Here is a 26,911-nt window from a genome sequence, read left to right on the forward strand (position 1 = left end):
GGTAAAAGACGCCGCAGCGCAATGGATTGTCCTGCTGCGATAAACAAACCGGCCTTGCGCCGGCGACAACGGCCAACGCCGAACACGCCATGACATCCGACTCGCACGATCTCAACGATCTGATGTACTTCTCGCACGTCGTCGAACACGGCGGTTTTTCCGCGGCCGAGCGCGTGCTGGGCATTTCGAAGTCGCGGCTGTCGCGGCGAGTATCGGAACTAGAGGCATCGCTCGGCGTGCGGCTGTTGCAGCGCTCCACGCGCAAGCTCGCGCTCACCGAGGCGGGACAGTTGTTCTACCAACACTGCCAGGCGATGCTGGCCGAGGCGCAAGCCGCCGTCAACGTCGTGCAGAGCCTGCGCGATTCGCCGCGCGGCACCGTGCGCGTGAGCGTGCCCGTGACCATCGCGCAGACGTTTCTCGCGGCCGTCATGCCCGACTTCATGCATCGCTATCCGGAAGTGCGCGTCGTCTTGCGCGTGACGAACCGCGTCGTGGATCTGTTCGAGGACGCCATCGACGTCGCGCTGCGCGTGCGCTCGGAGCCGCCCGCGAGCTCGAACGTCGTGGCGCGGCCGCTCTGGCGCACGCAGCAGATGCTGGTTGCCGCGCCCTCGCTGCTCAAACCCAACGCGCCGCCGATGAGCGTCGCGGACCTCGCGCAATACGACACGCTCGACACGCCATCGGCGGACGGGCGGCACGTGTATCGCCTCATCGCGCCCGACGGCACGCGCCACGAATTCGAGCACGAGCCGCGGCTCGTCACCGCCGACCTCTCGATGATTCGCGAAGCCGTGATGCGCGGCGTCGGCATCGCGGCGTTGCCCGAGATGATGTACGGCGCGCCGCTCAGGAGCGGACAGCTCTCGCCCGTGATGCCCGGCTGGACCTTCCCGACGCCGCAGCTTTACGCCGTGTTTCTGTCGCGGCAGGGCATGGTCCCCGCCATTCGCGCGTTCGTCGATTTTCTCGTCGAATGCATCGACGACGGCAAGCGCTTTCCGGGCGAATGCCCCGTGATCGAGTCTGCCGAGCAGGAAACGGTTTAGCATCGCTTCAGACATTGAAGCACGCGTTTGCGATGCAGAGATTCAATCGCGCGGAATCTTGTACGGCAAAATCGGCGGCGTTATATTGAGGTCTCTTTCGCTAAGGAGCTTCTTATGCGAAAACTGACGGCTACTCTGATAGTTAGCCTGATAGGGCTGATCGCGCTGTCCGTGTCGACCACGGCTGCCGCATGTGACGGTTCTGGCGGCTCAGGGTATTCGAGCCCGAAGTAACCGTCTCGCCCGAATGCGCCGAGTGCGCACGAAAAAAGGCCTTCATCCGACGATGAAGGCCTTTTGCTTTGCTACGCGTTGTCCGCAGCTTACTTGGCGCTCTTCGGCTGCGTCACGAAACCGATCTTCGACAAGCCGCCCGACTGCGCCGCGGACATGACATCGGCGACGCGCTCATACGGCACCTTGCGGTCCGCGCGCAAATGCAGTTCCGGCTGCGGCGTTTCTTTCGACGCCTGCGCGATGCGCGCGTCGAGCGCGGCGTCGTCGATCTTCTGGTCGTTCCAGAGAATCGTGCCGTCGGCCTCTATCGCCACGTTCACATGCGCGGGCTTTTCGTCCTGCGGCTGGCTGCTCGCGTGCGGCAAGTCGATCTTGACCGCGTGATGCATCGCGGGGATGGTCACCAGAAAAATGATGAGGAGAACGAGCATGACGTCGACGAGCGGCGTCATGTTGATTTCGCTCATCATGCCGTCGTCTTCGTCGCCGGCGAATGGACTCATGGCCATGCGAACCTCCGTTTAGCTCGCGCGCGTCGCAAGACGCAGGCTGTCGGATTGCGCAGCCGTCGCGCGCTTGCTCGACGACAGCTTCGAGCCCGTGACGAAGAACGCGTGCAGGCCGTGCGCGAAGCGGTTCAGCTTGGTCACGATGCTCTTGTTCGCGCGGGTGAGGGCGTTGTAGCCGAGCACCGCCGGAATCGCGACGAAGAGGCCGAAGGCGGTCATGATGAGCGATTCGCCGACCGGGCCCGCCACCTGATCGATCGACGTTTGCCCCGTCGCGCCGATGGTCAGGAGCGCGTGATAAATGCCCCACACCGTGCCGAACAGTCCGACGAACGGCGACGTGCTGCCGATCGACGCCAGCACCGCGAGCCCCGCCTGCATGCGGCCGACGCCTTCGTCCATCACGTCCTTCAGGCAGCGCGTGATCCAGTCGGAGACATCCATGCGATCGTGCAGATGCGGCTGCGTCTGGTGATGATGATCCGCCGCTTCCTGGCCGGCGAGCGCGAGCACGAGGAACGGGTTGTCGGCTGCGCTCGACGACTGCGCGCCCAGTTTCTGGATGCCGTCGTTGAAGTCGTCCGAGTGCCAGAAGGCCTGCTCCGCGTTCTTCGTCAGGCGCTTGAGCCGCACGACGTTCCACGCCTTGACGACGATCACCGTCCACGAAAGCACCGACATGATGACGAGCGCGAGCGCGATGCCGCGCGTCACGAAATCGCCCTGCGCCCAGACGTGCGCAATTCCGTAGTTTTGCATTGCTGTTTCCTTGTTTCCAAAAAATCGGTCAGTCGTTCAGGCTGAAGACGAACGGGACGGTGGCCGTGGCGCGGATCGCCTCGCCGTTTTCCTTGTAGGGCGTGCATGCGCTGGAACGAACGGCGTCGAGCGCGGCGTCGTCGAGGCGGGAAGAGCCGCTGCTTTTTTGCAGCGTCACGTTTTCGATCTTGCCCGACAGCCCGACGGTCAGCCTCACCAGCGCCGTACCCGTCTCGCCCCGGCGGCGCGACATGGCCGGATAGTCCGGCTGCGCGATATTGCACGACAGGCGCGCGACGTTCTTCGGCGCGGCGAGGTCCATCGTCGGCTGCCCGATGGCGGGGGCGGCGGGCAGCGGGCGCAGCCGGCGCCGGCGCGGGCGGCGGCGCAGCGGGGAGCGGGCGGCGTCGGCTCGGGCGCGGGCGCCGCAATCGGCGACGGCGCCGGCGTGACTGGCATCGGCGCGGGCTTAGGCTCGGCCTTTGGCTTGAGCTTCGGCTGTGGCTTCGGCTGCGGGACGGGTTTGGGCGGCTGGGGCGTCGGCGGGGACTGGACGGCAACGGGCATCGGCGCGGGCTGCGGAGTCTCGCTGATCAGCTGCGCGGTGATCGCCTTGGACTCCACGGGGCGCGGCGGCGCTTCGTGCCGCATCGTCAGCACGGTGCCGAGGAGCGCCGCATGAATCGCGAGTACCAGCGCGCACGCGGCCACCATGCGAGGACTGATGCCGGATGACGGCGCGGGCGAAAAGGCGGCTGAAGACGTGGTCGGGGACTGCATTCTTGGGCGTTGTTCGAGAGTCTGCTTGCCTGACGGCTCCTGATGCTGAGATCCCGAACATAAGCTGGCCCGAAAGCGAAGGGCGAAGTCATCGACGAAATATCAGCAGCGAAATGAACAGGGTAGCCACGAAACCGATCAGCAATTCCATCTCGTTCTCCTCGGACAGGACTGAACGGTTTGCAGAAGGTACCCCGGCTGGCTACCGGCGCGGCGCGACCGAATGGCGCGACCGGGCGTGCGACCGAATGGCGCAAATACGTCAGGCGGCCTGGCGTTCGTAGAACGTGACCGGCGCCGCCTGCACGCCGCAGTGCGAGGCACAGACGCCGCTTTGCGCCATCACATCGCGCACGCTTTCCTCGCACTTCCCGCAGCACATGGCAACGCCGAGTTCGAACTGGAGCTCGTCGAACGTATCGACGCCCTCCGCGATGGCGGCGCGAATCTTTCTGTCGGACACTGACTTGCAGACACAGACGATCATGATGGTTCGCGATAGCTTCCGTTAATGCGAATTATTATCATTCAGTGTCGCGTGCTTGGCAAGCGAGAGGTGGGGTTTTTTGTAACAGGATGCGGGGTTTGCCCGCTGGAGACTTACCGGGCGGGGCAAGGCGGCTTTTCGCGGGCCTCGGGGCGGAGGAGCAACTCGCGCGCTGTGGCGATTACGCGCTCGGAATAGCCGCGTGCCGCACTTCCGCCTGGATTTGCAGCAGGGAGGCGGCGAGTTGCCGCTGCGGTTCGCCGTCGGCCGTGGAGTAGAAAAGCGGGGTCGTTGCGACCGACACATCGGCGTTTCGGAGTCCGCTGGCGTCGAGCAGACGTTCGAGTTGCCGCGCGACCGCGACGCTCGTATCGACGATATGCAGCCGCTCGCCCGCAATCTCCCGGATGGCGCGGTCGAGAAAAGGGTAGTGCGTGCAGCCGAGCACGAGGGTGTCGGCGCCAGCGTCCAGCATCGGTTTGAGATAGCTTTCGAGCAGCGCCATGAGGCCGGGCGATGACGTGTCGCACCGCTCCACCGCCTGCACCAGCCCGTGCCCCGGCTGGCAGATGAAGCGGCAATTGCCGGCATAGCGGTCCAGAAGCGACTGAAAGCGCGCGCTTCGCAGCGTCGCCTGCGTGGCGAGCACGCCGACCACGCCGGTTTTCGACACCGCCGCGGCCGGCTTCACGCCGGGCTCGACGCCGACGAGCGGAATCGCCAGCCGCTCGCGCACGTGCGCGATGGACTGCGCGGTCGCCGTGTTGCATGCGACCACGAGCGCCTTCACGCCCTGTCCGACGAGCCATTCGCCGATGGCCGTGGTGCGCGCGGTGATGAACGCATCGTCGCGCTCGCCGTAGGGCGCGTGCAGCGAGTCCGCCACGTAGATCAACCGCTCGTGCGGCAGCACCGCACGCACCGCGCGCAGCACCGACAGACCGCCCAGACCGGAATCGAAGATGCCGACGGGCGCGTTAGCGCCGGCCGGCGCGCGCGCGTTGGTGGCGGGGGAGGATGCGACGACAGCGGACATCGGTTGGGACGGCTTATTGCTCGCCCATCATGCTCTGCTGATAGTTCTGGATGCCGACCTTGTCGATCAGATCCAGTTGCGTTTCCAGCCAGTCGATGTGCTCTTCGGTGTCGTTCAGAATCTTGTCGAAGATATCGCGCGAAACGTAGTCCCGCACGGACTCGCAATACGCCATGGCTTCCTTGCAGGTGGACTGCGAAATCTGTTCGAGCTTCAGATCGCACTCGATGATTTCCTTGGTCTCTTCGCCGATCAGGAGCTTGTGCAGGTCCTGCAGGTTCGGCAAGCCGTCGAGCATGAACACGCGCTGGATCAGCCAGTCGGCATGCTTCATCTCGCCGATGGACTCGTCGTATTCGTGCTTGTTCAACTGCTCGAGGCCCCAGTGCTTGTACATCCGGGCGTGGAGGAAGTATTGATTGATTGCGGTCAGCTCGTTCTTCAGCTGCGCGTTCAGATATTCGATGACTTTCGCGTCGCCTTTCATAGGTGTCCTTGTTCCGGGCGTGTGAGCATGGGGGAAAGATAAACCTTGGGGCTGGGGCCTGCCAAGGTAGAGAGGGAATTTTTTGTCGCGGCCGAAAGTAAGAAGGGAAAGCGCTATCGGCAGATGCGGCTTGCAAAGAAAAGCCGGGCGCACGGCCCGGCTTTGCGGCCGCGCCGCGCAGGTCACGCGCGATGCGGTCCGCGTCGCATGCTTACGCCGTCGCGACCGGAATCTTGCCGATCTTCGCCTGCCATTGCGCCGGGCCGGTCTTGTGAACCGACGTTCCGTTCGAATCGACCGCGACCGTCACCGGCATGTCCTTCACGTCGAACTCGTAGATGGCTTCCATGCCGAGGTCTTCGAACGCGAGCACCTTGGCCTCGCGGATCGCCTTAGACACGAGATACGCAGCGCCGCCGACCGCCATCAGATACGCGGCCTTGTGCTTCTTGATCGCCTCGATGGCGACCGGGCCGCGCTCGGCCTTGCCGATCATCGAGATGAGGCCGGTCTGCGCGAGCATCATTTCCGTGAACTTGTCCATGCGCGTGGCCGTCGTCGGACCCGCCGGGCCGACCGCTTCGTCGCGCACCGGATCGACCGGACCGACGTAATAGATCACGCGGTTCGTGAAATCCACCGGCAGCTTTTCGCCCTTGGCGAGCATATCGGCGATGCGCTTGTGGGCGGCGTCCCGGCCGGTCAGCATCTTGCCCGAGAGCAAGAGCGTCTGTCCCGGCTGCCACGACGCGACTTCTTCAGGCGTCAGCGTGTTCAGGTCGACGCGTTTGCTCGTCTCGGTGTTCGGCTGCCACGTGACCTGCGGCCATGCGTCGAGCGGCGGGGCGTCGAGCTTGGCTGCGCCCGAGCCGTCGAGCGTGAAGTGCGCGTGGCGGGTCGCCGCGCAGTTCGGGATGATCGCGATGGGCTTCGAAGCCGCGTGCGTCGGCGCGGCCATGATCTTGACGTCGAGCACGGTCGACAAGCCGCCGAGACCCTGCGCGCCGATACCGAGCGCGTTCACCTTCTCATGCAGTTCGACGCGCAGTTCTTCGATCCAGTCCTTGGGCCCGCGAGCGATGATGTCCTGGATGTCGATGGGGTCCATCAGCGATTCCTTCGCCATCACCATCGCCTTTTCGGCCGTGCCGCCGATGCCGATGCCGAGCATGCCCGGCGGGCACCAGCCGGCGCCCATCGTCGGCACGGTCTTGAGCACCCAGTCGACGATCGAATCCGACGGATTGAGCATCGCGAACTTCGACTTGTTCTCCGAGCCGCCGCCCTTCGCGGCGACCTGCACATCGACCTTGTCGCCCGGCACGATCTCGTAATGGATCACGGCCGGCGTGTTGTCCTTCGTGTTCTTGCGCGCGCCTTCGGGCGGGCTCACGATCGACGCGCGCAGCACGTTGTCCGGGTTCAGATAGCCGCGGCGCACGCCTTCGTTGATCATGTCGGTGACGGACATCGTCGCGCCGTCCCAGCGCACGTCCATGCCCACCTTCACGAACACCGTGACGATGCCCGTGTCCTGACAGATCGGGCGCTTGCCTTCGGCGCACATGCGGCTGTTGGTCAGGATCTGCGCGATGGCGTCCTTCGCGGCGGGGCTTTCCTCCAGCTCGTAGGCGCGGCCGAGCGCCTGAATATAGTCGAGCGGATGGTAGTAGCTGATGTACTGCAGAGAATCGGCGATGCTCTGGATCAGGTCTTCTTGCTTGATAACGGTCATGGCTTGGGCTCTGGGGACGAAAGACTGCCTGCGTTCTCTTCGACGCTTCAATCGAGTGCGCTTCGGGGTGTTGCTGTTTCGCTGTGGAAATGCCGCGGATGCGTATGCGTGGTCAGCCGGTCGACATAGGCCATGACGAGCGCGGACACGAGAAACGCCACGTGAATCACGACTTGCCACAGCACCGTATGGAACGTGTGCTGATCGGGATTGATGAAGGTCTTCAGCAGATGAATCGACGAGATGCTGATGAGCGCCATCGAGAGCTTCACTTTCAGCACGCCCGCATTGACGTGATCGAGCCACTCGGGTTCGTCGGGATGGCCTTCCACGCCGAGACGCGACACGAACGTTTCGTATCCGCCGACGATCACCATGATGAGCAGGTTCGAGATCATCACCACGTCGATGAGGCCGAGCACGACCAGCATGACGTTGGTTTCGTCGAGCGTCATCGCGTGCGTGACGAGGTGCCAGACTTCCTTCAGAAACAGGACGACGTAGACGCCCTGCGCGACGATCAGTCCGAGATAGAGCGGCACCTGCAGCCAGCGGCTCATGAAGACGATTCTGGGCAACGCCTTCATCGGGCCGGGGCGAGCGGGCGAGTCGGGGAAGGGCTTCTGAGCGGACATGGGCGGCGTGTCGGTCGGGCGGTCGGCGGAGAGTGAACGGCTGAAAACGTGAAACGGGCGGTTATGGCCCGTCCGGGAAAGCTCGGTATTGTAGCGTGTCACGGCGTGCGGCTGCCTGAACGCGCAAGCGGCAAGCGGCGAGCGCGTGGCCCGCGCGCGGCTGGCTACACGCCGCTTTCGCGCCGCTCGCGCTCGTCGCGCGGCGCTGGCGTGCGGCGCTTCAGGCTCGCGAGCACGATGCCCGCCATCACGCAAGCGAGCGCGATGCCATGCGCGAGCGTCGGCCGCTCTCCGAGAAACGCGATGCCGTAGAGCGCCGCCGCGATCGGCAGGACGGCCGAGAAGACGCCCGCGAGGCTGCCGGCGACGTGGCGGATGCCTTTCATCCAGAGCCAGAAGGAAAAGACGCTCGCCGAAAGCGCATACCATCCGACGAGCGCCCACGTAACCCCGTCCACGCCGCGCCAGTCGAACGCGAGCGCGCTCGGCAGGCCGAGCGGCAACATCAGCAGAAAGCCCAGGCCGTGCGTGTAAGCGCAGATGTCGATGGCGGGCAGCGTCTGCGTCAGCCGCCGCGACAGGATTACATAGAGCGATTCGCAGCAGACCGCGCCGACCACCATCAGATTGCCCGCGAGCGACCCGCCGCCGTGATCGCCGCCGCCGCCGCTGTGCGCGACGTTGATCACGACGACGCCCACGACCGCCAGCGCAATCGAAGCGAACGCTCGTCCGCCCGGCTTTTCCTTAAGGAAGAGCCACGCGAAGAGCGCGACGACAGCCGGCATGGTGCTCGTGATGACGCCCGCCGCGACCGCGCTCGTGCGCGCGACGCCGTTGAGCATCAGCAGCGTGAAGCCGAACGTGCCGAAGAGCGCCTGCAAGAAGAGGTTGATCCACTCGGCGCGCGCGACGCGCCTCATCTTCGACGGACGCAGCAGCGGCCACAGCACCGCCAGCGCGATGACGAAGCGCAGCAGCGCGAAGAGCGGCACCGGCACCGACGTGACGATGGACTTGCCGATGCCGACGTTGCTTCCGACGAGCAGCATCGACGCGATGAGATAGAGGGCGTAGCGATTCAAGCTGTGATTTCGGCAGCAAGCGCACGACAAGCGCGCGGCGAGTTCAGTTACGATTGTGGGGACGCATTGTAGAAGCCGCGCCGACTCCGTGTATACCCCGTGCCGCAGCCGTCGGCCGCGTAAGAAGCGGGTAAGTTGCGCGGCCTATCTTGATCTTCATGCAGGCTGCAACGAGTCGGCAAGCGCGATTCTCGAACGAATCGCGCCGGCAAGGTTGCAAGTGGCCGGCGTTCCGCGAGACGGTGGAGCCGGTCGAAAGGAGACAGGGTTCGGCGAGAACGCCCGTGCGCGTGACGCTCTCGAACCTCAATAACATGCGGCGTGCCCGCCTTAAGCGTCGAGCGCGCCGCCGGCTTTTGGAATCACCATCGGAGGGGTTGTCGATGTCTGCGATCGAATCGGTTCTTCAGGAAAAACGTGTGTTTCCGCCGTCAGCCAAGGCTTCGTCCGGCGCGGCGATTTCGGGCATGGACGCGTACAAGGCGCTCGTCGCCGAAGCGGAGCGCGACTACGAAGGCTTCTGGGCGCGGCTCGCGCGCGAAACGCTAGCGTGGCACAAGCCGTTCTCGAACGTGCTCGACGAAAGCAACGCGCCGTTCTATACGTGGTTCGCGGATGGCGAGCTGAACGCGTCGTATAACTGCCTCGACCGGCACGTCGAAGCGGGGCGCGGCAACGAGAACGCGATCATCTTCGAAGCCGACGACGGCACGGTGACCAACGTCACGTATCAGGACCTGCTCGAACGCGTGTGCCGCCTCGCCAACGCGCTCAAGAAGCGCGGCGTGAAGAAGGGCGACCGCGTCGTGATCTATCTGCCGATGTCCGTGGAAGGCGTCGTCGCGATGCAGGCGTGCGCGCGCATCGGCGCGACGCATTCGGTCGTGTTCGGCGGCTTCTCGTCGAAGTCGCTGAACGAGCGGCTCGTCGATGTCGGCGCGGTCGCGCTCATCACCGCCGACGAGCAGATGCGCGGCGGCAAGGCGCTGCCGCTCAAGAGCATCGCCGACGAAGCGCTCGCGGCCGGCGGCTGCGACGCGGTGAAGGATGTCATCGTGTATCGCCGCACGGGCGGCAAGATCGCGTGGAACGAAGGGCGCGACGTGTGGCTGCACGAGATCGTCGAAAACGAAGCGGCGCAGTGCGAGCCCGAGTGGGTGAGCGCGGAGCATCCGCTTTTCATCCTGTACACGTCGGGTTCGACCGGCAAGCCGAAGGGCGTGCAGCACAGCACGGCGGGCATTCTGCTGTGGGCCGCGCAGACGATGAAGTGGACCTTCGACATGAAGCCGGGCGACATCTTCTGGTGTACGGCGGACATCGGCTGGATCACGGGACACAGCTATATCGCGTATGGGCCGCTTGCCATCGGCGCGACGCAGGTCATGTTCGAAGGCGTGCCGACGTATCCGAACGCGGGCCGCTTCTGGGACATGATCCAGCGTCACAAGGTCACCATCTTCTATACCGCGCCTACGGCGATCCGCTCGCTCATCAAGGCATCGGAAGCGGACGCGAAAGTGCATCCGAAGAGTTATGACCTCTCGACGCTGCGCATTCTCGGCACGGTCGGCGAGCCGATCAATCCGGAAGCGTGGATGTGGTACCACGAGAATGTCGGCGGCGGGCAGTGCCCGATTGTCGATACGTGGTGGCAGACGGAAACCGGCGGCCACATGATCACGCCGCTGCCGGGCGCGACGCCGCTCGTGCCGGGATCGTGCACGCTGCCGCTGCCGGGCATCATGGCCGCGATCGTCGATGAAACCGGGCAGGACGTGCCGAACGGGCAGGGCGGCATTCTGGTCGTGAAGCGCCCGTGGCCGTCGATGCTGCGCAACGTCTGGGGCGACCCGAACCGCTACAAGACGAGCTACTTCCCGGAAGAACTCAGCGGCAAGCTGTATCTCGCAGGCGACGGCGCGGTCCGCGACAAGGAGACCGGCTACTTCACGATCATGGGCCGCATCGACGACGTGCTCAACGTCTCGGGACATCGTCTGGGCACGATGGAAATCGAGTCGGCGCTGGTCGCGAATCCGATGGTCGCGGAAGCCGCCGTGGTCGGACGTCCCGACGACACCACAGGCGAAGCCGTGGTCGCGTTCGTCGTGCTGAAGCGCGCGCGTCCGGAAGGCGACGAAGCGAAGCAGGTCGCCAACGACTTGCGCGCGTGGGTCGCGAAGGAGATCGGGCCGATCGCGAAGCCGAAGGACATCCGCTTCGGCGAGAACTTGCCGAAGACGCGCTCGGGCAAGATCATGCGGCGTCTGTTGCGTTCGCTCGCGAAGGGCGAGGAAATCACGCAGGACGTGTCCACGCTGGAGAATCCCGCGATTCTCGATCAACTCGGCGAAGCCCGCTGAAGCTGTTCTAAACGACCGCCGCCCGATAAGCGGCGGTCGATCCCGATTGCCGATGCCACGCGGTTTTGGTACATAACCGCATGGTCACGCCCGCCGATCCGCTCAATCCCACGCTTGCCCCGCCGCCGCGCGTCCCGGCGGCCGCGGCACGTGCGCATCGCGCGTACTGGCGCTTCAATGTCGCGCTGATCGCGGTGCTGCTTGCCGTCGGATTCGTGGTGTCGTTCTGCGTGCCGCTTTTCGCGGAGCGTCTGCAGCACGTGCGCATCGCCGGCTTTCCGCTGCCGTTCTTCTTCGGTGCGCAGGGCGCGATTCTCGTCTATGTGACGCTGATCGCCGTCTATATCGTGCTGATGCAACTCGCCGATGCGCGACTCGCGCGCGCCGTCGGAGACGCCCAAGCGAGTGACGACGGCCAACGATGAAGCTCACCAACCGGCTCATCGTCACTTACGCGCTCTATACGCTCGGCTTTTTGCTGTTCATCTTCCTGATGGAGCGTATCGAGCGGACGGCCGGCGCGGGCATGTGGGTCGGCTATGTGTTCCTGTTCGTGCCGATCGCCGTGTATGCGGTCATCGGCCTGCTCTCGCGCACGTCCGATCTCGTCGAATACTATGTGGCCGGGCGGCGCGTGCCATCCGCGTTCAACGGCATGGCGACGGCGGCGGACTGGCTCTCGGCGGCGTCGTTTATCGGACTGGCCGGCTCCATCTATGCGAGCGGCTACGACGGCCTCGCCTACGTGATGGGCTGGACCGGCGGCTATTGCCTCGTCGCGTTCTTGCTCGCGCCGTACGTGCGCAAACTCGCGCGCTACACGATTCCCGATTTTCTCGGCACGCGCTTTTCGAGCAACCTCGTGCGCGGACTCGCGGCCATCGCCGCGATCCTGTGCTCGTTCGTCTATCTGGTCGCGCAGATTCAGGGCATCGGGCTGATCGCGTCGCGCTTCATCGGCATCGAGTTCTCGATCGGCATCTTCTGCGGGCTCGCGGGCATTCTCGTGTGCTCGTTTCTCGGCGGCATGCGCGCGGTGACCTGGACGCAGGTGGCGCAGTACATCATCCTGATTAGCGCGATGCTGATTCCCGTGTCGATGATTGCGCATCGCGACGGGCTCGGCTGGTTTCCGCAGTTCAACTATGGCCGCGTCATGGAGCGCGTCGAGACGCTCGAACGCGCGCTGGCCGTGTCGCCCGACGAAGCCCGCGCCCGCGCCGATCTCGCGCGTCAGGCGGCGCGTGCGCAGGAGCGGATCGATGCGCTGCCGCGATCGTTCTTCGACGAGCACGCGCGGCTCGTCGCCGAGATCGCCGATTTGCGTCGGCACAACGGCCCGCTGCGCGAGATCAGCGAGCGCGAGCGCGAACTGGCGTCGTTTCCGCGCGATCCCGCCGATGCGCAGGCCAAGTGGTCGCGCGAACGCGATGCGTTGAGCGAGCGCGTCGCCGCCCCCGTGCCGCTGACCGCTGCGTTCGCGTCTTCCTCCGGCACGGCGGAGCAGGGCAGCGCGCGGGCGCACCGGTTGAACTTTCTCTCGCTCATCCTGTGCTTGTCGATCGGCACGGCGAGCTTACCGCACATTCTCACGCGCTATAACACGACTACTTCCGTGGCATCGGCGCGGCGCTCGGTTGGCTGGACGCTCTTTTTCGTCGCGCTGTTCTATCTGACCGTGCCGGTGCTTGCAGTGCTGATCAAGCACGAGATTCTGACGGGGCTCGTCGGGCATCGCTTCGCGGAGCTGCCGCAATGGGTGACGCAGTGGCGGCATATCGAGCCGTATCTGATCCGTATCGGCGACATCAACGGCGATGGCGTCGTGCGCTGGGCCGGCATTCAGATGCAGCCGGACATGGTGGTGCTCGCCGCGCCCGAGATCGCGGGCTTGCCTTACGTCATGTCCGGACTGATTGCGGCGGGCGCGCTGGCCGCGGCGCTTTCGACGGCGGATGGCCTGCTGCTCACCATCGCCAACGCGCTGTCGCACGACGTGTATTACTGCATGGTGGATCGCCGCGCGACGAGCCAGCGGCGCGTCACGATTTCGAAAATACTCCTGCTCGGTGTTGCGCTGCTTGCGTCCTATGTCGCGTCGCTCAATGCGGGGAACATTCTGTTCCTCGTGGGCGCGGCGTTTTCGCTGGCGGCGTCGAGTCTGTTTCCGGCGCTCGTGCTCGGCGTGTTCTGGAAGCGCACGACGCAGCGAGGCGTCGTCGCGGGGATGATCGCGGGGCTGATCGTGTGCGTGTACTACATCGTGTCGACGTATCCGTTCTTCACGCACCTGACGGGCTTCGACGGGCCGCGCTGGTTCGGCATCGAGCCGATCAGCTCGGGCGTGTTCGGCGTGCCGGCCGGCTTCGCGGTGGCGATTGCGGTGAGTCTTGTCGATCGCAAGCCGGACGAGTACACGCGCGCGCTCGTCGACTACATTCGTCACCCGTAGGGGCTAGGCGGGCGGCGGGAACTTGGTATAATCGCAGTCTTCCGGAGAGATGGATGAGTGGTTTAAGTCGCACGCCTGGAAAGCGTGTATAGGGTAAAACCTATCGGGGGTTCGAATCCCCCTCTCTCCGCCAGAAAAACATTAAGAATCAAGCACTTAGAAAATCCCCGCTGCGATTCATTTAGCTGTTTTCGGCTATTTTCGTCTCTGAATCGCACGCTAATCGCAGCACCTCCGCTGCGAATTTCTCCACCGCTTTTCCTCCTGCATTAGGGTCCCCGCTCGGCATCCATCGAGCATAGATACGCCCATTTGCCTAGCTACCCAAGGGATGTTCGCCCGCCGAGAGCATCATAGACGCGTATGTATGGCGCGTTTGGTAAGGTTTTGGGTAGCGCACTTGCGCCTTGCGCAACCCGCGCGTTCACAATGTCCAGATCGAGGAATCTTCAGTCCGCCGCTTGTGGTTGCGCGGACCTTGGAACACATCAACGCTGGCTACGAACGTGTGCACCTCTTGCGCCTGTAGAGCGGCGAGGGCAGGCAGCAACAACTTCAGCTCGTGGCGGCTCGTCTTCGTTTGGTGTCCTTTGCTTCGTCGGCTGTCTGCGTCGCAGTGCGCCGGACGACCACTGCGCCCTTTATCCAGTCCACGTCCGACTGATCGAAAACGCCACGAACTCGAAGGTACTAGGCCCGATCAGCACGCGAACTGGGCGATATTCGCGGCTTGGTCGCGAAGGGCGGCTATGTTGACCGCCTCAGTCTAGCCAAACGAGACTACATCGCTTCCCTGTTGCGAAGCCCTTCCTTCTCTGTGTACGTCCAGCCGTCCGGCGGAATTCTTCCATGATGGAGGCTCGCCCTGTATCGCCTCTCAAAAATCGGACTGTAACCGTGAGTTCATTTGCTCACCCAAGACAAGCCCGCAACGAGGTGTCTTCGCGTGCCGGCGTGTGCATCACGTTGCGCACAGTAGCCCTTCAGAGGTTATCCGTTTGGATGTTAAACATATTTTGCAACTTAGTTCGTGAATGCGCAGTACGCTGAAACCTCGAAAACTGAACGGCTAAGTTATGACGTGGAACACGCTTTTCGTGCCGCTTGAGACCGGGTGGCAGTGCATGCTCATCCCGGAGGTGCAATATCACGACCTGACGCGTTGGGGACGCGGATACGGTGACATGTCGGCTCGCATGCTTTATCCGGACGCCGCGCGGGAAGCCTTTGCCGGTTCGGGAAATGCGCGACCCCTCAGCGAAGTGGATAAGGGCGAGTTGTGGGAGAAAGGACGCCTAAGGCAGCTTGCGGATGATCGGGCTGTTTTCTCCCGACACTTTCGCCCCGATTGGGATTTACGTTCCATTGTCGGCGCGAAGGCGCTGCGCGACGTTCAGGCATTTGTCCGCGACCGACTTAAGTTAGCGCACTGGAAATTGCCGACTAACAACACCGAAGTACAGAAGCTGCTACAGGTTGCGGTGACATCTGGCCGATTCGTACCTGTAGTGAATCGCAGATCTAGCGCCGCGCCGCGAGTGGTACAGCCTGACCCAGCGCCGCAATCTTGGCCTGCAATAGTCGGCGGTGGCCATGCCTACCCAACTGAAGTCTTGACTACCGCGAAGTTCTTCGCCCTCAAGCGAGCAAACGGGGAGCTTCCCGCGCTAGACTCATTGGCCGGCGGCGTGGCGGGTACTACGCTGGACCCGTTACCGGGTCTAGGCGCTCCGGCCTCCGCGGAAGATGAGTTCGACTTTATCGGTGCCGAGGAATTAGCGGCGGGCGCTTTGCCTGGCGAGAGTGACGATGTGGATCACGACCGCGAGGGTATTCCCAGCGTTGTCGAAGGTTTCACAGAAGTTTCCACCGATAGTGACGTATCCAACGATTCAACTGCGCTCGGCGATGCGTCGCCTTTCGAGTACAGCGAAGACGCGGCACCGGAGAGCGATTCGTTCGAGATCGCAAAAACGCCGAACGCCGGTGTGCCCGGAACATGGTACACCAACCCGGGAAGCGGCCAGATGCGCATGTATGGAGACGATGGTAAGCCCCTTGTGGACTTCGATTTTGACCACGACCATGGGCAGGGCGTGCCAGATGCGCACAATTGGCAAAACGGGGTGCGTGGCCCCGGAGTTTCCTTTTCTCCATTGTGAGCTTTTGACGGGAGACCGTATGAACAGAGCTACTTACATTAATATTCGAGATATAAGAAATTTTCCAAGCTTTCACGATGCCGAGTTGCTTGGCATAGAGCACGACCGCGAAGAGCGCTTTCTCGAACTCCGCTTCCGTCGGGTGGGCGGCGAACTGGAGACGCTAAGATTTTCGGGGGTAACCGCCTTGCGGATGATCGACTTCGCCACTCAGAATGTCGCGTCCAGGCTTTTGTTTTCGCCTAGATATATGTTTTCGCTCGCCGAGGTCCGCTTCTGGATTCAGTGGATTAACAGTCGCGACGATTCGAAGGCGCGAGATATCAGCGAGGAACAAGCAGGGGAGTACATGCGGGATCTCGAGACCGGGCGAAGAACGCTGTTCGTTCTTGAACCGTCGTGCGGAGGAGAAATGGCTGTACTGTGTGAGTCGGTGTCGCTGAAGCAGTGAGACGCCGTCGGGCAAGCAGGATCTTTTTCCTTTTTGTCGAGGCCCGACAGGGCATCTCGGTCTCGCAAGCATGGTTGCAACGGTCCCAAGACAGAACGACAACCTTCCTCATAAGGCGACCTGCACGCGCCTTCGGTATGGACGGGACTCCTAATCACCACTGCAACTATTCATCAAAATCCGCTCCGTTTTGTGTCAACGAGTCAACTTCCCAAAGCGCCCGGCGTTAAAGCCTCCGGCAGCCGTCGCCGCGTCCCGTCGCTGACCGGCAAGCGGCCGGCACTTCCGTAGCTAACTCGCAAAGGACACAGACATGAGCATCTTCGGTGACATCGTAGGCAAGATCTTCCACAGGGCGAAACCCGCCGATCCGGCGCCCGTCGCCGCGCCGGACCCGGCGCCGCAGCCAAGCGTCGAGGCCGCTCCGGCCCCCGCGCCGCTGTCCGACATCGACGTCGCCGCCGTGATGGATCAACTGGCGAGCGAGAGCAGCCAGCAGTTGAACTGGCGCGTTTCCATCGTCGACATGATGAAGCTGCTCGACGTCGACAGCAGTCTGGACCATCGCAAGCAACTCGCCACGGAGCTCAAGTACAGCGGCGACATGAACGACTCCGCTTCGATGAACATCTGGTTGCACAAGCAACTGATGCAGGCGCTCGCCGCGAACGGCGGCAAGTTGCCCGCCGATCTCATTGGCTAAAGGCGCGCACAAGCGAAAGCCCGCGATCCAGCAGTTCATTGCTGGTCGCGGGCTTTTTTGCTTACATCGCTGCTCGCGTTGTTACAGTAATAGGCGTCGGAAGAGGTGGCCTGCCTGGACGTCCGCGCTTCTGATAATGCGCAAACCGTCGCGCACATGGCAGGGCGGGCGATGGCAGCGCGCCTCCTGCGACAGCGCGCAGCATCAAAGATGATTGCGCTTGGTCCGAGGGCGCGCGAACTCGGCGATCGGATCGTCGGCATAGGCGGCGATCGGATCCTTGTCGAACGGCGAAGCTGTCAGCGGCGCTTTCGGCCGGCCCGGCTGCGAAGGCGCACGCGACGCTGCCGCGCTCGACGCGGAGGTCGCTTTGTCGCTGGCGCGCGGCGCCGTCTGCGGGCGCGTGACGTTGCCGCTTCCGATCCACTCTTCGGTGTACTTGGCAAAGGCAGGCGCGGTCAGCGTCAGAACCGTGAAGGAAAGCAGCAGAGCGAAGCAGGCTTTTCGTGCGAGCATGAGGTTTCTTCTTGTCGTTTTGGATTTCCAAGCGCGAAACGGCGATGGCCGCACGACATAATGCGTGCGGCTCGATTCATCACCGACGATTGGCGCGTTCGATGCGTCGAATCCGTCGCTCAATGCGTGATGGCAAGCTGTTCCGGCTGGTGGTTCTCGGCGTCGAAGTGCAGCGCGGAATTGGCTGCCTGCTCCTGTACGAGGAACTCGCGTGCGGCCTGCACGCCGCGGTCGTACGACGCGCGCGCGGTGTGTTCTTCCAGCGCCGAGATCAGCGGAATCTGCTCTTCGGCGATCGAGTGGAGAAGACTCAGGATGTCGCGGCGCATCGACTCCGGATACGAACAGAAGTGCTCGAAGCCGCCGGGCGCCGCGACCATATTGACGAGCGACGTCAAGAGACGCGCACGGTTCACGCAATGCTCCTTGATGTGCATGGAGTGCGACAGGGTTGCGCGGCCGTTCGCGTCGACGGAAATGTGCAGGTCTTTCATGATGCGTGCCTCATTCGTTCAGAAGAATGCGGCATTAAATCGGCTCGCCGGACAAAATACAGCAGGACTTTTCCTATTCGCGCAGTCGGCAACGATCCTTTACGTTTTCCGTCAACGAGTCAAGGATTCGGCTGCTTAACAGACATGCTGCGACGCCGGTTCGCCTTCCGGCGTCGCTGCGCAGGCGTGGTAGAACGGCGGGCGCGTTATTGCTTCATCGTCCCGGTCGACTTGGAACCACGCGCCGGCTGTTGCGACGTATCCGGCGACATGCCTTGCTCGCGCTTTTCCATCAGCGTGCCGCTCCCGGACGTGCCGGAAGGCGCGCCGCCCTGCGACGCATCGTTTGCGCCGCCGGGCGAGGCGTTCTGCCCCTGCTGCTGCGTTTCCGGGCGTTGGTTCATCTGGTCGCGCGTCATTTCCTGCGCAAGGGTGGCGGTGCTGGCAAGCGCGAGAAGGGCGCCTGCGATCGCTGCGGTCGCTTTCATGGCTGTCTCCTGGTTCCAGGCGCAAGTCGCGCCGTGCAAGGGTAATAGCATCGGCTGTGCCGCGCTCTACAGACGAAATCTGCCGCTTATCTCAAAACCATCTACGATGAATATTGGCGCTGCCAAACGGATGCCGATTCATTACAATTCGCGCTCCAAACGAACTTGAGCCGCCCATATTCGATTCAATGGGCCCGATGCAACCGGAGTGTTTCATGTCGATCACACTGAACGATTTATTGGCATGGAGCGAAAGCCTGCCCGATCGCAATAGCGACGAAGCGAAAATGCTTGACGCACTCATCCAGAAACGTGAAGCGGAATTGAGATTGCGCATCGCTGATTTGATTGCGGCCGTGAGTCAGCAAGAGAACTGGAAACTGCATCGGTGCGCGGCAACGGCGCGGCGCATCGAGCAAACTTCCACCGCGCATCTGGAGGCGGTGTATGAATATTTTCGGGATCGCAACGAAGGGCGCTTGCATTTCGAAGCGCCCGAAATTCTCGCCGATTCCTTCGTCGACGGTCAGGCCGGCCCAGACCGGCTGTGCGCGCCCGTCGCGACCAACGGCGACGCGAACTACGCGATCAGAGCGGGAACGCCGGCCGAGCCGATCGTCAATCTCTATGGGCGGATGAAGAATCTCGAGTCGCGGCTTGCCGATACGCCGGGCATCGCGTGCGGCATTCAGGGTATCCGGATCATGCGGATGGTGGCGCTGATGTCGAAGGCGCGATCGGCGCAACTCGCCAATCTGCGCATCAGCGGAATGCAGGCCGTCTACCGGCACATGTAATTATCTGTGCGCGCGAAACGAATGACCGGGTCACTTACCGTTTAACGCGTTGACATGCCGGCGATTTGATTTGCTGCATGAGTTCGATTGCATCTGAAAATCGCTCGCCTATACTGGGTTTCATCAGCCGAAAGTCTGTTCGATTCTCGTGGTCGCTTGTTCGTCATCCAGAATAATCAGCGCGAATATTCAGAATATGCGACGCGCATAAAGGCACCTGGATTCATCAGGGAACGTCAAAAACGCAGCCGTAAGTCAACTCTGGAGTCATCGTGAAAAGCCTGCTGAGCAGACGCGGCACATTACTCGATAACGCGCCCTCGTTCCTTCTCCGCCAGAAGGGGAGTGCTCCGGTCCGCTTCGCTGCGCAAAGCAAGCCCGACGCACCGGAGCCGTCCGACGAATCCGAACCCGCCGCGCCGCAAACCGCCACGCGCGTCACGCCGCTGCGTCCGACAGGCGGGTCGGCGCCGTTTGCCGCGCACGGTCTGCAGGCGGCGCAGATTGCGGAAGTGGAGTGGCTGATTCAGCAATCCACGCTCGCCGTTTTCCGGACATTTCAAAGTTTCGCGTATAGTGCGAGCCTGCTTTTCTATCCGCGCGATCTCACTTACTATGCCGTGCTCTATCACGAGGACGCCGTATGGCGCGTGCTGAAAGCGGGCGATATCGACGCCGCCGAGCCCGCATTCCGGCATTTCGTCGAGCAGGCCGTGCGGCTCGCGGAAGCAGAAATGCGGCGCGCGCACTTGCAGGCGCAAAACGAGCAGTTCGCACGGCTGATTGCCGAGTCGGAGGCGCAGGTCGAACGTTCCCGCGTGGATCTCCAGCGCGGCAGTACGCAGGACCAGGAGGTTGCGCTCAGGCAACAGGAGGTTCGCAAGGATCTCGCGCAACTGGAAGTGCGGCGCGTGGCGGCTCAGGCGCAATTGAACAAGCTGCAACGGCAAATGCACCAGCTCGCCGCGACCAGCAACGAAACGGTGCCACATCTGCCATCGGGGCGTTGAGGCAGAATCCCGGGCGCAACCGCGCCGTCAAGCGTCTCTTCGCTCGTCTTTGTCGGCGTACGAAACGTGGGTCTGCGAAATGTAGCTGCAGAGGCCGCGGCCGGCGCGGGCACGCCGCTTCATTTGCTCGACGTGCGTGCGGCCCGACTCGCGGTAGTTGTAAAGATAGGTCCGTCCGTCGGCAAAGCGCACGCGAATGCCGTCGGGCAGAATTTCATAAGCCGACACGCCGGAATTGCCCGCGTCGTTCCGATAGGGCTGCATAAGCGTTTTCCCCGCACGTTCTCGCCGCAGGGCGGGCGGCAAGCATTTAATCAAAGCCGGTACTAAAGAATTTCCGGTTCCGGCCGATATCGTTGTTATGTGTCAGCGGCCGGGGCCAGAAGGGTGTCATGGATAAAGATCAATTGCCGTTTCTCGATTCAAACGATCCGCACTTCCAGCACGCGCGCGCGCTGAGTCTGTCCGTCGGCGCGATTCGTCGCGCGCAGGGCAAGTGCAGCCCGAACGACTTCCCCGTTGGCTCGCTCGAATGGCATTTCGCGGTGGAAGAGTTCGCAACCGATGTCCTGCGCGTGCTCATGGGCGACGACGCGCAAGACGTCGACTTGCCGATCGGCGAGCGTCCGCTCGACTGATTGCCGTTGACGCGCGCGCCGTGCGGCGCGCGCTTCGCTACAGCTTGACGCCGCCGGCTTCCGGCGCGTCGACGCCTCCGGGCGGAATCGCGCCGGTGCCGCTGACGTCGTTCGTGCTCGGCGCGCCGGGGCCGCTGGACCCGCTTGACCAGTACGGCTCGCGGCCATAGTGCTGATGCACCGAGCTCGCCCAGACGGGATCAGCCATCGACGGCCACGCGTCCTTGTCGAATCCCGGCGAATTGCGCACTTGGTCGGCCGTCGCCGCCAGGCGAAAGCAGCGGTTGTCCGTGTCGAGCGTCAGCGCGCTCCAGGGCACAGCCAGCAGCTTGTCGCCGATGCCGAGAAAGCCGCCACTTGAGAGCACCGCATACGCCACGCGGCCGCTCGTCACATCCAGCATGATTTCCTTGAGCGAGCCGACGTCGTGGCCGTCGCTGCTCAGCACTGCGTTGCCATCCAGCGTGCTCGCCGCCATGACGTCGGGGCCCGGACCCGCGGCCGTCGCGGCGCCCTTGCCGATGATCGTTGCACCACCGGACGATTCTCCCATCGGTCGGTTCATGATCTGCTCCTTGACGTTTCCCTGATGCCCAGGCGTGTGTCTGGCTGCTGTTCGTCGGTGTCCGGTTCGCCGCGTCGTTGGCTATCCGGACTACTCCGCATGAGCAACGCCTGTGCCCGTGCGCCTGCTGCGTTCTGCTAAGCTGCGGGCTCGTTCATCCTTCGTGCCGCCCATGATCGAATTCGAGGAACTGCTCGCCGTCGCCTACAAGAAGGAACGTCTGAAAAGCCGCCGGCTCGTGAAGAGCGCGGCCTATTCCGAGCACGCGGCGCTCGTGAAGACGCTGACGAAGGCGGCGGGCACGCAGTCCTTGAAAGAATTGGTCGATGCACGGCGCGCCGCGCACGCGAGAGCCGCTGACGCGCTGCGCCTGCGCAGGCTGGCGCGTGCAGACCGTCCGGCGCAGCCGCGCGCGTCCGATCCGCGACCGGACGATGGGAGCGCGTGGACCGGCTGGTTCGACGGTTCCGCGCTGCCGAATCCGGGGCGCATCGGCATCGGCGCGGTGCTTAAAAGTCCGGATGGCCGCACGCTGCACATCAGCGCGACGGCCGGGCAGGGAGACAGCAGCGTGGCCGAGTATCTCGCGCTGACTGCGCTTCTCGAAGCGGCGCAGCGCGAAGGCGCCGTCAATCTCACAATCTATGGCGACAGCCGCGTCGTCATCGACGACGTTCAAGGCGGCGAAGCTCGCGGCATCCAGTCGCTTGCGGATCACGCGGCACGCGTGCGGGCGCTCATCGCGCAGATCGGCGAAGTCCGCCTGCAATGGATTCCGCGCGCCCGCAACGCGCACGCCGACCGGCTTTCGCGCGAGGCGCTCGCCGTCGGGGATGCGCCTGCGTGCGCGGTGTCAGCGGCCTGACGCCCTGACGCCCTGACCGTCAGCCGAGCTCGCGGATATCGGCGGTCGGCGAGCTGCCGAAGGCATCGCTCAGCAGAAAATCGACGAGCTTGCTTGCCGACTGCTCGGGCGTCGCGAGCTGGCCCTCGCGCTTCAGTGTGTCGAAGCGCTCCCGCAGCGGGAAGCGCTCGAGCGCGGTGCCGCGAATCTCCGCTTGCATGTCCGTATCGACGACGCCCGGCGCGACGCTGCAAATGCGCAAGCCGCGATTGTCGTCGAGCGCGACCGCGCGCGCGTGGTGATCGAGCGCGGCCTTCGTCGCGCAGTAGATGCTCCAGCCGGGATACGCGTTGCGCGCCGCGCCGCTCGAAATATGGGCGACGCGCCGGTCCGCCGCCTGCGCGCTCGCGGCGGCGAAGGCAGCGGCAAGCATCAGCGGAGCCGCGACGTTCACGCTGACTGCGCGCGCGACCGCACCCGCATCCTGATCCGCGAGCGGCCCGACCGGCGCGAGCATCCCCGCATTGTTGACGAGCAGCACGCGATCGGCGCGCGCCAGAAAGCGGCCGAGCGCGCCGTCCGAGAGCCACGCGCCGAGCGCGGACAGATCGGCGAGATCCAGCTCGGCTTCGTGCAGCCGGCCGGGATAGCGCGCCGCAAGGGCCGCATTGCGCTTGCGCGAGATCGCGAGAATCTCGGCGTCGCGCGAGAGCAGCGCGTCGGCGAGCGCCGCGCCGAGGCCGCGCGTGTGGCCGGTAACGATCGCGAGAGTGGTCTGTGGCATGGAGAGATCCGGTGGCTTGGAAGGAGTCGATGTCTTCCGATTCTAGCGGCGCTCGCCTCAATAGCGCCGAAACGCCGAATTGGGAAGGGGCTTCCGGTCATCCGTTGGTAATGGGTCACACCCGTGCGCCGAGCGTTTTTTTACCTGACAAGATGGGCTGCAGAATCGACAATCGTCAGCCGCGAAACGATCTGGAGTTCTTCTATGCCAATCCGTCTAACCGCACGCAACGTCGCGCCGTCCGTCACGCGTGCCCGGCGCGCAGTTTCTCCCGCAGCGGCCCGCCCGAAGTTCGCGGCGGTGCTCGCGGCGTGCATCGGATTCATCGGCGTGCCGGGCGCCGCATGGGCGCAAAGCTCGGTGCAGCTCTATGGCGAGCTGGACGCCGGCCTCGCGTATGTCAGCAATGTCGGCGGGCACTCGCAATACCGGCTGACGACCGGCACCATCGACGGCAGCTATTGGGGGCTGCAAGGCAGCGAAGATCTGGGCGGCGGCGCGCGGGCGATCTTCCGGCTCGAGCGCGGCTATGCGGTGTCGACGGGGCAGGGCCTCAACGATCATCCGATGTACGTCGGCCTCGGCACCGACGCGCTCGGCACCCTCACGTTCGGCCGTCAGTACGACTCCATCCACGACTATTTCGCGCCCTTCACGCTGACGGGCGGCACCGGCGGCACGGCCTTCGCGCATGTGCTCGACAACGACAACGCGAACAACTCGTTTCTCGCGGCCAACTCCGTCAAATACACGAGCGCGACGTACGGCGGCTTCAGCTTCGGCGGCCTCTACGCGTTCTCCAACGCGGCGGGCGGGTTCGCGAATAACCGCGCGTACAGCATCGGCGCCAACTACACGCTCGAGTCGTTCAGCGCCGGGGCGGCCTATCTGCACAACGACGGACGCGGCAACACGACCGGCGGCGCATACGACGCGCTCGCGCTGCCCGGCAGTGGGCCGGGCGCGGTCATCGCGGCCAACGTGCAGCGGCAGAACACCTTCGGCGTCGCGATGAGCTATGGCATCGGCGACTTCCAGCTTGCCGGCGCATTCTCCCGCTCGATCAATTCCGGCGTGAACGACGCGGATACCGGCGCCGCGCTGCCGTCGCTCGCGCTCAATAACTACGAGATCAACGGCATCTACAAGCTGACGCCCGCGATCCTGCTCGCCGGCATGTACGTGTACACGAACGGCGGCGGCGCGCACTGGCACGAAGGCGCGTTGCAGGTGGACTATCTGTTGGGCAAGCGCACGGACGTGTATGTCGAGTCCATCTATCAGCGCGCGTCGTCGTACGCGCCCGCTGTCATCAACACGAACGACCCGTCGAGCGGCCGCAATCAGTTGATGTTCACCACAGGCATTCGCCACCGGTTCTGAATCTGGTAATTTGGCGAGATCCGGTTGCTCGCCTCGAAGGGTGTCCCATGTCGATTCAGACGTTCTCGCTGTTCGTGCCCGCGTGTTTCGCCATCAACATGGCGTTCGGGCCGAACAACATGCTCTCGCTTTCGAACGGCGCGCGTCGGGGCGTGCGCACGTCGGTGCTTGCGTCGTTCGGACGGCTCGCCGCGTTCGCCGTCATGATCGCGATTGCCGGCTTGGGACTGGGCGCGTTGCTGCTCGCGTCCGAGACGCTTTTCACGGCGATCAAGCTCGTGGGCGCGGCTTACCTCGTGTGGATCGGCATCAAGCTCATCCGCTCGGGACCGCAAACCATCACGGGCGAGGAGGGCGCGGGCGCTGCCGGACTCGCGCGGCTTACGAAGCAGGAGTTTCTCGTCGCCGCCGGCAATCCCAAAGCGATTCTCGTCTTCACCGCTTTCTTCCCACAATTCGTCGACCGCAGCGCGTATGCGACGAGCTTTGCAATTCTCGGCGCGATATTCCTGCTGTTCGAGCTTGTCGCGATCGTCATTTACGCGGCGCTCGGCGCACGGCTCGGTTCGCTTTCGCGCGGCGCTCGCGGTTTCAGGTGGTTCAATCGCGTCAGCGGCGCGCTGATGATCGGCTTCGGCGTGATGCTCGCGCTGGTGCGCCGTCCGGCGGCCTGAGAACGGGTCGTCCGCGCACCCGGACGTTTGTCATTTTTCTTTTCGCGATTTTCTCCAATCGCACGTTGAAGGCTCCGCGCCTTGATTCGGAATAAGTCGTTGCGGCTTATCCACGCCTCCTTTGGCAGCGATAAGCGATAATCACGTGCTTTTGCACAGTCATCGTCCTTTTCAGGACGAGTTCGTTTCAATCTCCACGCATTCTCGAAGGCGTCGTACCGCTTCTGTGGTTGAAGGAATTTCCCATGAATAATCAATCGCCCGCCGTGTCGCAGACGCGCGCGTTTGCGACCGTCTTTCTGATCGAAATGTGGGAGCGTTTCGGTTATTACGGCATGGCCGCGCTGCTCGTCCTGTTCATGATCGACAAAGTCGGTTTCGCCGACGATTACGCCAATCTCACATGGGGCGCATTTTCCGCGCTCGTGTTCTCGGCGCCGTCGATTGGCGGCTGGATCGGCGACAAGGTGCTCGGCGCCCGCCGCACGATGACCTTCGGCGCGATCGTGCTGTCGCTCGGCTACTTCATGCTCGCGCTGCCGTACGACGCGCTCGGCTTCATGTATGCGTCGCTCGGCGTGATCGTGGTGGGCAACGGGCTCTTCAAGTCGAACGCGGCGAATCTCGTGCGCCGCATCTACGAAGGCGACGAAGCGCGCATCGACAGTGCCTTCACGATTTACTACATGGCGGTGAATATCGGATCGACGTTCTCGATGCTCGCGACGCCGTGGATCAAGGACCACTGGGGCTGGCACGCGGCGTTCGCCGTATGCTGCGGCGGCATGGCGCTCGGTCTCGCGAATTTCGCGCTGATGCGCCGCACGCTTGCGCATGTGGGCTCCGCGCCGGACGATCAGCCGATGCGCTGGGGCCGCTTCATCGCGGTCGCGGCCGGCGGTGCGGTGCTCGCGGCGGCGACGGTGTTTATCCTCCAGCATCAGACGGTGGCGAGAGTTTGCGTCTGGGCCGCCGCGCTCGGCATTCTCGGGATCTTCGGCTATATGCTGGCGCGCTGCGACCGCGGCGAGCGGGCCGGCCTTTGGGCGGCGCTCATCCTAACGCTGCAAGTCATCCTGTTTTTCGTCTTCTATCAGCAGATGTCGACGTCGCTCACGCTGTTCGCGCTGCGCAATGTCGATCCTGCGTTCTCGGTTGCCGGCGTGCGTCTTTTCACGTGGAGCGCGGCGCAGTTCCAGGCGCTGAACCCGATCTGGATCATGATTCTGAGTCCGCTGCTCGCCGTCGCTTATGCGGGGCTCGCGCGGCGCGGCCGAGACGTGTCGGTGGCCGCCAAATATGCGTTCGGTTTCGTGGTGGTCGCGGTAGGCTTCTTCGTGTTCGGCCTGAGCGGGCGCTACGCAGTGGAGGGCCGTGTTTCGTCGTGGTTCATGGTGGCGGGCTACGGCCTCTATTCGCTTGGTGAATTGCTGGTGTCCGGACTCGGCCTCGCGATGATCGCGCGCTACGTGCCGGCCCGCATGAGCGGCTTCATGATGGGCGCGTATTTCGTGGCGACAGGGGTGTCGCAGTATCTCGGCACCGTCGTGGCGAACTTCGCCCGTATGCCGTCGGGCCATCTCTATCCGCTTCAGTCGTTGCCGATGTACACGCATCTTTTCGTGTCGCTCGGCTGGCTCGCGACGGGCGGGGCGGCCATCGCGCTCGTGCTGTTGCCGCTGCTCGGCAGACTGTCGCGGGCGCATCATCGCGCGGCAGGCGCGAGTGCGAGCACCGATGCCAAACGCATGACGCCGGTTTCGGCGTCTTGAGCGAAAACAC

Annotated in this window: 29 protein-coding genes and 1 tRNA gene; 15 read left to right on the plus strand and 15 right to left on the minus strand. The window is 63.7% G+C overall.

All coding sequences use genetic code 11. The features are described from left to right. The first annotated feature begins 89 nt into the window (after positions 1 to 89). Positions 90 to 1,052 carry a LysR family transcriptional regulator gene (locus tag LDZ26_RS04695; RefSeq protein ID WP_244848378.1) on the plus strand — a complete coding sequence of 321 codons (963 nt, stop codon included), beginning with the start codon at positions 90 to 92 and terminating at the stop codon, positions 1,050 to 1,052. 323 nt (positions 1,053 to 1,375) lie between these two features. Here LDZ26_RS04695 and LDZ26_RS04700 read toward each other — a convergent pair whose 3' ends face one another. From LDZ26_RS04700 to LDZ26_RS04740, 9 genes are all read right to left on the minus strand, one after another. Next, positions 1,376 to 1,798: a biopolymer transporter ExbD gene (locus LDZ26_RS04700; RefSeq protein ID WP_244848379.1), complete on the minus strand. Its 423-nt coding sequence runs from the start codon at positions 1,796 to 1,798 to the stop codon at positions 1,376 to 1,378. Between the two features lie 12 nt (positions 1,799 to 1,810). After that, positions 1,811 to 2,557, minus strand: coding sequence for a MotA/TolQ/ExbB proton channel family protein (locus LDZ26_RS04705; RefSeq protein WP_244848380.1), 747 nt, complete (start codon positions 2,555 to 2,557; stop codon positions 1,811 to 1,813). 28 nt (positions 2,558 to 2,585) lie between these two features. Continuing rightward, positions 2,586 to 2,879 carry an energy transducer TonB gene (locus tag LDZ26_RS25635; RefSeq protein ID WP_370650647.1) on the minus strand — a complete coding sequence of 98 codons (294 nt, stop codon included), beginning with the start codon at positions 2,877 to 2,879 and terminating at the stop codon, positions 2,586 to 2,588. Between the two features lie 720 nt (positions 2,880 to 3,599). Continuing rightward, positions 3,600 to 3,824 carry a bacterioferritin-associated ferredoxin gene (locus LDZ26_RS04715; RefSeq protein WP_244848381.1) on the minus strand — a complete coding sequence of 75 codons (225 nt, stop codon included), beginning with the start codon at positions 3,822 to 3,824 and terminating at the stop codon, positions 3,600 to 3,602. Between the two features lie 181 nt (positions 3,825 to 4,005). Beyond that, positions 4,006 to 4,860, minus strand: a complete 855-nt coding sequence (gene murI, locus LDZ26_RS04720; protein ID WP_244848382.1) for a glutamate racemase — start codon at positions 4,858 to 4,860, stop codon at positions 4,006 to 4,008. Between the two features lie 13 nt (positions 4,861 to 4,873). After that, positions 4,874 to 5,347, minus strand: coding sequence for a bacterioferritin (bfr, locus tag LDZ26_RS04725; protein ID WP_244848383.1), 474 nt, complete (start codon positions 5,345 to 5,347; stop codon positions 4,874 to 4,876). A 211-nt stretch (positions 5,348 to 5,558) separates the two neighbouring features. Continuing rightward, on the minus strand, positions 5,559 to 7,082 hold the full coding sequence (locus tag LDZ26_RS04730; protein WP_244848384.1) for a fumarate hydratase: 1,524 nt from the start codon (positions 7,080 to 7,082) through the stop codon (positions 5,559 to 5,561). A 47-nt stretch (positions 7,083 to 7,129) separates the two neighbouring features. After that, complete coding sequence (locus LDZ26_RS04735; RefSeq protein WP_244848385.1) at positions 7,130 to 7,717, minus strand: TIGR00645 family protein; 588 nt, start codon at positions 7,715 to 7,717, stop codon at positions 7,130 to 7,132. Between the two features lie 164 nt (positions 7,718 to 7,881). Beyond that, positions 7,882 to 8,802, minus strand: a complete 921-nt coding sequence (locus LDZ26_RS04740; protein WP_244848386.1) for a DMT family transporter — start codon at positions 8,800 to 8,802, stop codon at positions 7,882 to 7,884. A gap of 383 nt (positions 8,803 to 9,185) precedes the next feature. Here LDZ26_RS04740 and acs point away from each other — a divergent pair, with 383 nt between their 5' ends. The 7 genes from acs (at position 9,186) to LDZ26_RS04775 (ending at position 16,936) form a co-directional block, all read left to right on the plus strand. Next, complete coding sequence (gene acs, locus LDZ26_RS04745; protein WP_244848387.1) at positions 9,186 to 11,168, plus strand: acetate--CoA ligase; 1,983 nt, start codon at positions 9,186 to 9,188, stop codon at positions 11,166 to 11,168. Positions 11,169 to 11,248: 80 nt separating this feature from the next. Beyond that, a complete protein-coding gene (locus LDZ26_RS04750; RefSeq protein ID WP_244848388.1) occupies positions 11,249 to 11,593 on the plus strand; it encodes a DUF4212 domain-containing protein in 345 nt (114 codons plus the stop codon). Next, positions 11,590 to 13,620 carry a sodium:solute symporter family protein gene (locus tag LDZ26_RS04755; protein WP_244848389.1) on the plus strand — a complete coding sequence of 677 codons (2,031 nt, stop codon included), beginning with the start codon at positions 11,590 to 11,592 and terminating at the stop codon, positions 13,618 to 13,620. Before LDZ26_RS04750 ends, LDZ26_RS04755 begins: the two co-directional genes overlap by 4 nt. Before the next feature lie 43 nt (positions 13,621 to 13,663). Continuing rightward, a tRNA-Ser gene (locus LDZ26_RS04760) sits at positions 13,664 to 13,753 on the plus strand. Between the two features lie 943 nt (positions 13,754 to 14,696). Next, a complete protein-coding gene (locus tag LDZ26_RS04765; RefSeq protein ID WP_244848390.1) occupies positions 14,697 to 15,782 on the plus strand; it encodes a hypothetical protein in 1,086 nt (361 codons plus the stop codon). 19 nt (positions 15,783 to 15,801) lie between these two features. Further along, positions 15,802 to 16,233 carry a hypothetical protein gene (locus tag LDZ26_RS04770; protein ID WP_244848391.1) on the plus strand — a complete coding sequence of 144 codons (432 nt, stop codon included), beginning with the start codon at positions 15,802 to 15,804 and terminating at the stop codon, positions 16,231 to 16,233. A gap of 313 nt (positions 16,234 to 16,546) precedes the next feature. Continuing rightward, complete coding sequence (locus LDZ26_RS04775) at positions 16,547 to 16,936, plus strand: DUF3597 domain-containing protein (RefSeq protein WP_244848392.1); 390 nt, start codon at positions 16,547 to 16,549, stop codon at positions 16,934 to 16,936. 204 nt (positions 16,937 to 17,140) lie between these two features. On the opposite strand, the gene LDZ26_RS04780 is transcribed toward LDZ26_RS04775, so the two are convergent. The 3 genes from LDZ26_RS04780 to LDZ26_RS04790 form a co-directional block, all read right to left on the minus strand. Then, positions 17,141 to 17,506: a hypothetical protein gene (locus tag LDZ26_RS04780; RefSeq protein ID WP_244848393.1), complete on the minus strand. Its 366-nt coding sequence runs from the start codon at positions 17,504 to 17,506 to the stop codon at positions 17,141 to 17,143. Between the two features lie 65 nt (positions 17,507 to 17,571). After that, the gene (locus tag LDZ26_RS04785; RefSeq protein ID WP_244848394.1) at positions 17,572 to 17,946 is read right to left on the minus strand and encodes a hypothetical protein; all 375 of its coding nucleotides are present in this window, start codon (positions 17,944 to 17,946) and stop codon (positions 17,572 to 17,574) included. 206 nt (positions 17,947 to 18,152) lie between these two features. Continuing rightward, entirely contained in the window at positions 18,153 to 18,434 is a 282-nt protein-coding gene (locus LDZ26_RS04790; RefSeq protein ID WP_244848395.1) for a hypothetical protein, read from the minus strand. A gap of 113 nt (positions 18,435 to 18,547) precedes the next feature. Between LDZ26_RS04790 and LDZ26_RS04795 the strand changes: the two genes are divergently transcribed. Together LDZ26_RS04795 and LDZ26_RS04800 are read left to right on the plus strand one after the other, a co-directional pair. Further along, a complete protein-coding gene (locus LDZ26_RS04795; RefSeq protein WP_244848396.1) occupies positions 18,548 to 19,231 on the plus strand; it encodes a hypothetical protein in 684 nt (227 codons plus the stop codon). Between the two features lie 272 nt (positions 19,232 to 19,503). Continuing rightward, complete coding sequence (locus tag LDZ26_RS04800; protein WP_244848397.1) at positions 19,504 to 20,241, plus strand: DUF2968 domain-containing protein; 738 nt, start codon at positions 19,504 to 19,506, stop codon at positions 20,239 to 20,241. Between the two features lie 27 nt (positions 20,242 to 20,268). On the opposite strand, the gene LDZ26_RS04805 is transcribed toward LDZ26_RS04800, so the two are convergent. After that, positions 20,269 to 20,547 carry a hypothetical protein gene (locus tag LDZ26_RS04805; RefSeq protein WP_370650648.1) on the minus strand — a complete coding sequence of 93 codons (279 nt, stop codon included), beginning with the start codon at positions 20,545 to 20,547 and terminating at the stop codon, positions 20,269 to 20,271. An 86-nt stretch (positions 20,548 to 20,633) separates the two neighbouring features. Between LDZ26_RS04805 and LDZ26_RS04810 the strand changes: the two genes are divergently transcribed. Continuing rightward, positions 20,634 to 20,879, plus strand: coding sequence for a hypothetical protein (locus tag LDZ26_RS04810; RefSeq protein ID WP_244848398.1), 246 nt, complete (start codon positions 20,634 to 20,636; stop codon positions 20,877 to 20,879). Between the two features lie 37 nt (positions 20,880 to 20,916). On the opposite strand, the gene LDZ26_RS04815 is transcribed toward LDZ26_RS04810, so the two are convergent. Beyond that, entirely contained in the window at positions 20,917 to 21,444 is a 528-nt protein-coding gene (locus LDZ26_RS04815; RefSeq protein WP_244848399.1) for a PRC-barrel domain-containing protein, read from the minus strand. A gap of 172 nt (positions 21,445 to 21,616) precedes the next feature. Here LDZ26_RS04815 and LDZ26_RS04820 point away from each other — a divergent pair, with 172 nt between their 5' ends. Next, entirely contained in the window at positions 21,617 to 22,309 is a 693-nt protein-coding gene (locus LDZ26_RS04820) for a ribonuclease HI family protein (protein ID WP_244848400.1), read from the plus strand. Positions 22,310 to 22,328: 19 nt separating this feature from the next. On the opposite strand, the gene LDZ26_RS04825 is transcribed toward LDZ26_RS04820, so the two are convergent. Then, positions 22,329 to 23,072, minus strand: a complete 744-nt coding sequence (locus tag LDZ26_RS04825; protein ID WP_244848401.1) for an SDR family oxidoreductase — start codon at positions 23,070 to 23,072, stop codon at positions 22,329 to 22,331. A 204-nt stretch (positions 23,073 to 23,276) separates the two neighbouring features. Between LDZ26_RS04825 and LDZ26_RS04830 the strand changes: the two genes are divergently transcribed. The 3 genes from LDZ26_RS04830 to LDZ26_RS04840 all read left to right on the plus strand — a co-directional run bounded on the left by LDZ26_RS04830 (position 23,277) and on the right by LDZ26_RS04840 (position 26,901). Beyond that, positions 23,277 to 24,455, plus strand: coding sequence for a porin (locus LDZ26_RS04830; protein WP_244848402.1), 1,179 nt, complete (start codon positions 23,277 to 23,279; stop codon positions 24,453 to 24,455). 47 nt (positions 24,456 to 24,502) lie between these two features. Next, entirely contained in the window at positions 24,503 to 25,129 is a 627-nt protein-coding gene (locus tag LDZ26_RS04835; RefSeq protein ID WP_244848403.1) for a LysE family translocator, read from the plus strand. A 245-nt stretch (positions 25,130 to 25,374) separates the two neighbouring features. Beyond that, positions 25,375 to 26,901 (plus strand): peptide MFS transporter, encoded by a 1,527-nt coding sequence (locus tag LDZ26_RS04840; protein ID WP_244848404.1) that lies wholly within the window; start codon positions 25,375 to 25,377, stop codon positions 26,899 to 26,901. The last annotated feature ends 10 nt before the right edge of the window (positions 26,902 to 26,911 follow it).

It is taken from the genome of Caballeronia sp. SL2Y3 (genome assembly GCF_022879575.1).
In the GTDB taxonomy this organism is placed as follows: domain Bacteria; phylum Pseudomonadota; class Gammaproteobacteria; order Burkholderiales; family Burkholderiaceae; genus Caballeronia.

Coding starts and splice junctions, on each gene's coding strand:
- LDZ26_RS04695 (WP_244848378.1), top strand. CDS start 90: ATGACATCCGACTCGCACGATCTCAACGATCTGATGTACTTCTCGCAC.
- LDZ26_RS04700 (WP_244848379.1), bottom strand. CDS start 1,798: ATGGCCATGAGTCCATTCGCCGGCGACGAAGACGACGGCATGATGAGC.
- LDZ26_RS04705 (WP_244848380.1), bottom strand. CDS start 2,557: ATGCAAAACTACGGAATTGCGCACGTCTGGGCGCAGGGCGATTTCGTG.
- LDZ26_RS25635 (WP_370650647.1), bottom strand. CDS start 2,879: ATGGACCTCGCCGCGCCGAAGAACGTCGCGCGCCTGTCGTGCAATATC.
- LDZ26_RS04715 (WP_244848381.1), bottom strand. CDS start 3,824: ATGATCGTCTGTGTCTGCAAGTCAGTGTCCGACAGAAAGATTCGCGCC.
- murI (WP_244848382.1), bottom strand. CDS start 4,860: ATGTCCGCTGTCGTCGCATCCTCCCCCGCCACCAACGCGCGCGCGCCG.
- bfr (WP_244848383.1), bottom strand. CDS start 5,347: ATGAAAGGCGACGCGAAAGTCATCGAATATCTGAACGCGCAGCTGAAG.
- LDZ26_RS04730 (WP_244848384.1), bottom strand. CDS start 7,082: ATGACCGTTATCAAGCAAGAAGACCTGATCCAGAGCATCGCCGATTCT.
- LDZ26_RS04735 (WP_244848385.1), bottom strand. CDS start 7,717: ATGTCCGCTCAGAAGCCCTTCCCCGACTCGCCCGCTCGCCCCGGCCCG.
- acs (WP_244848387.1), top strand. CDS start 9,186: ATGTCTGCGATCGAATCGGTTCTTCAGGAAAAACGTGTGTTTCCGCCG.
- LDZ26_RS04750 (WP_244848388.1), top strand. CDS start 11,249: ATGGTCACGCCCGCCGATCCGCTCAATCCCACGCTTGCCCCGCCGCCG.
- LDZ26_RS04755 (WP_244848389.1), top strand. CDS start 11,590: ATGAAGCTCACCAACCGGCTCATCGTCACTTACGCGCTCTATACGCTC.
- LDZ26_RS04765 (WP_244848390.1), top strand. CDS start 14,697: ATGACGTGGAACACGCTTTTCGTGCCGCTTGAGACCGGGTGGCAGTGC.
- LDZ26_RS04770 (WP_244848391.1), top strand. CDS start 15,802: ATGAACAGAGCTACTTACATTAATATTCGAGATATAAGAAATTTTCCA.
- LDZ26_RS04775 (WP_244848392.1), top strand. CDS start 16,547: ATGAGCATCTTCGGTGACATCGTAGGCAAGATCTTCCACAGGGCGAAA.
- LDZ26_RS04785 (WP_244848394.1), bottom strand. CDS start 17,946: ATGAAAGACCTGCACATTTCCGTCGACGCGAACGGCCGCGCAACCCTG.
- LDZ26_RS04790 (WP_244848395.1), bottom strand. CDS start 18,434: ATGAAAGCGACCGCAGCGATCGCAGGCGCCCTTCTCGCGCTTGCCAGC.
- LDZ26_RS04810 (WP_244848398.1), top strand. CDS start 20,634: ATGGATAAAGATCAATTGCCGTTTCTCGATTCAAACGATCCGCACTTC.
- LDZ26_RS04815 (WP_244848399.1), bottom strand. CDS start 21,444: ATGAACCGACCGATGGGAGAATCGTCCGGTGGTGCAACGATCATCGGC.
- LDZ26_RS04820 (WP_244848400.1), top strand. CDS start 21,617: ATGATCGAATTCGAGGAACTGCTCGCCGTCGCCTACAAGAAGGAACGT.
- LDZ26_RS04825 (WP_244848401.1), bottom strand. CDS start 23,072: ATGCCACAGACCACTCTCGCGATCGTTACCGGCCACACGCGCGGCCTC.
- LDZ26_RS04830 (WP_244848402.1), top strand. CDS start 23,277: ATGCCAATCCGTCTAACCGCACGCAACGTCGCGCCGTCCGTCACGCGT.
- LDZ26_RS04835 (WP_244848403.1), top strand. CDS start 24,503: ATGTCGATTCAGACGTTCTCGCTGTTCGTGCCCGCGTGTTTCGCCATC.
- LDZ26_RS04840 (WP_244848404.1), top strand. CDS start 25,375: ATGAATAATCAATCGCCCGCCGTGTCGCAGACGCGCGCGTTTGCGACC.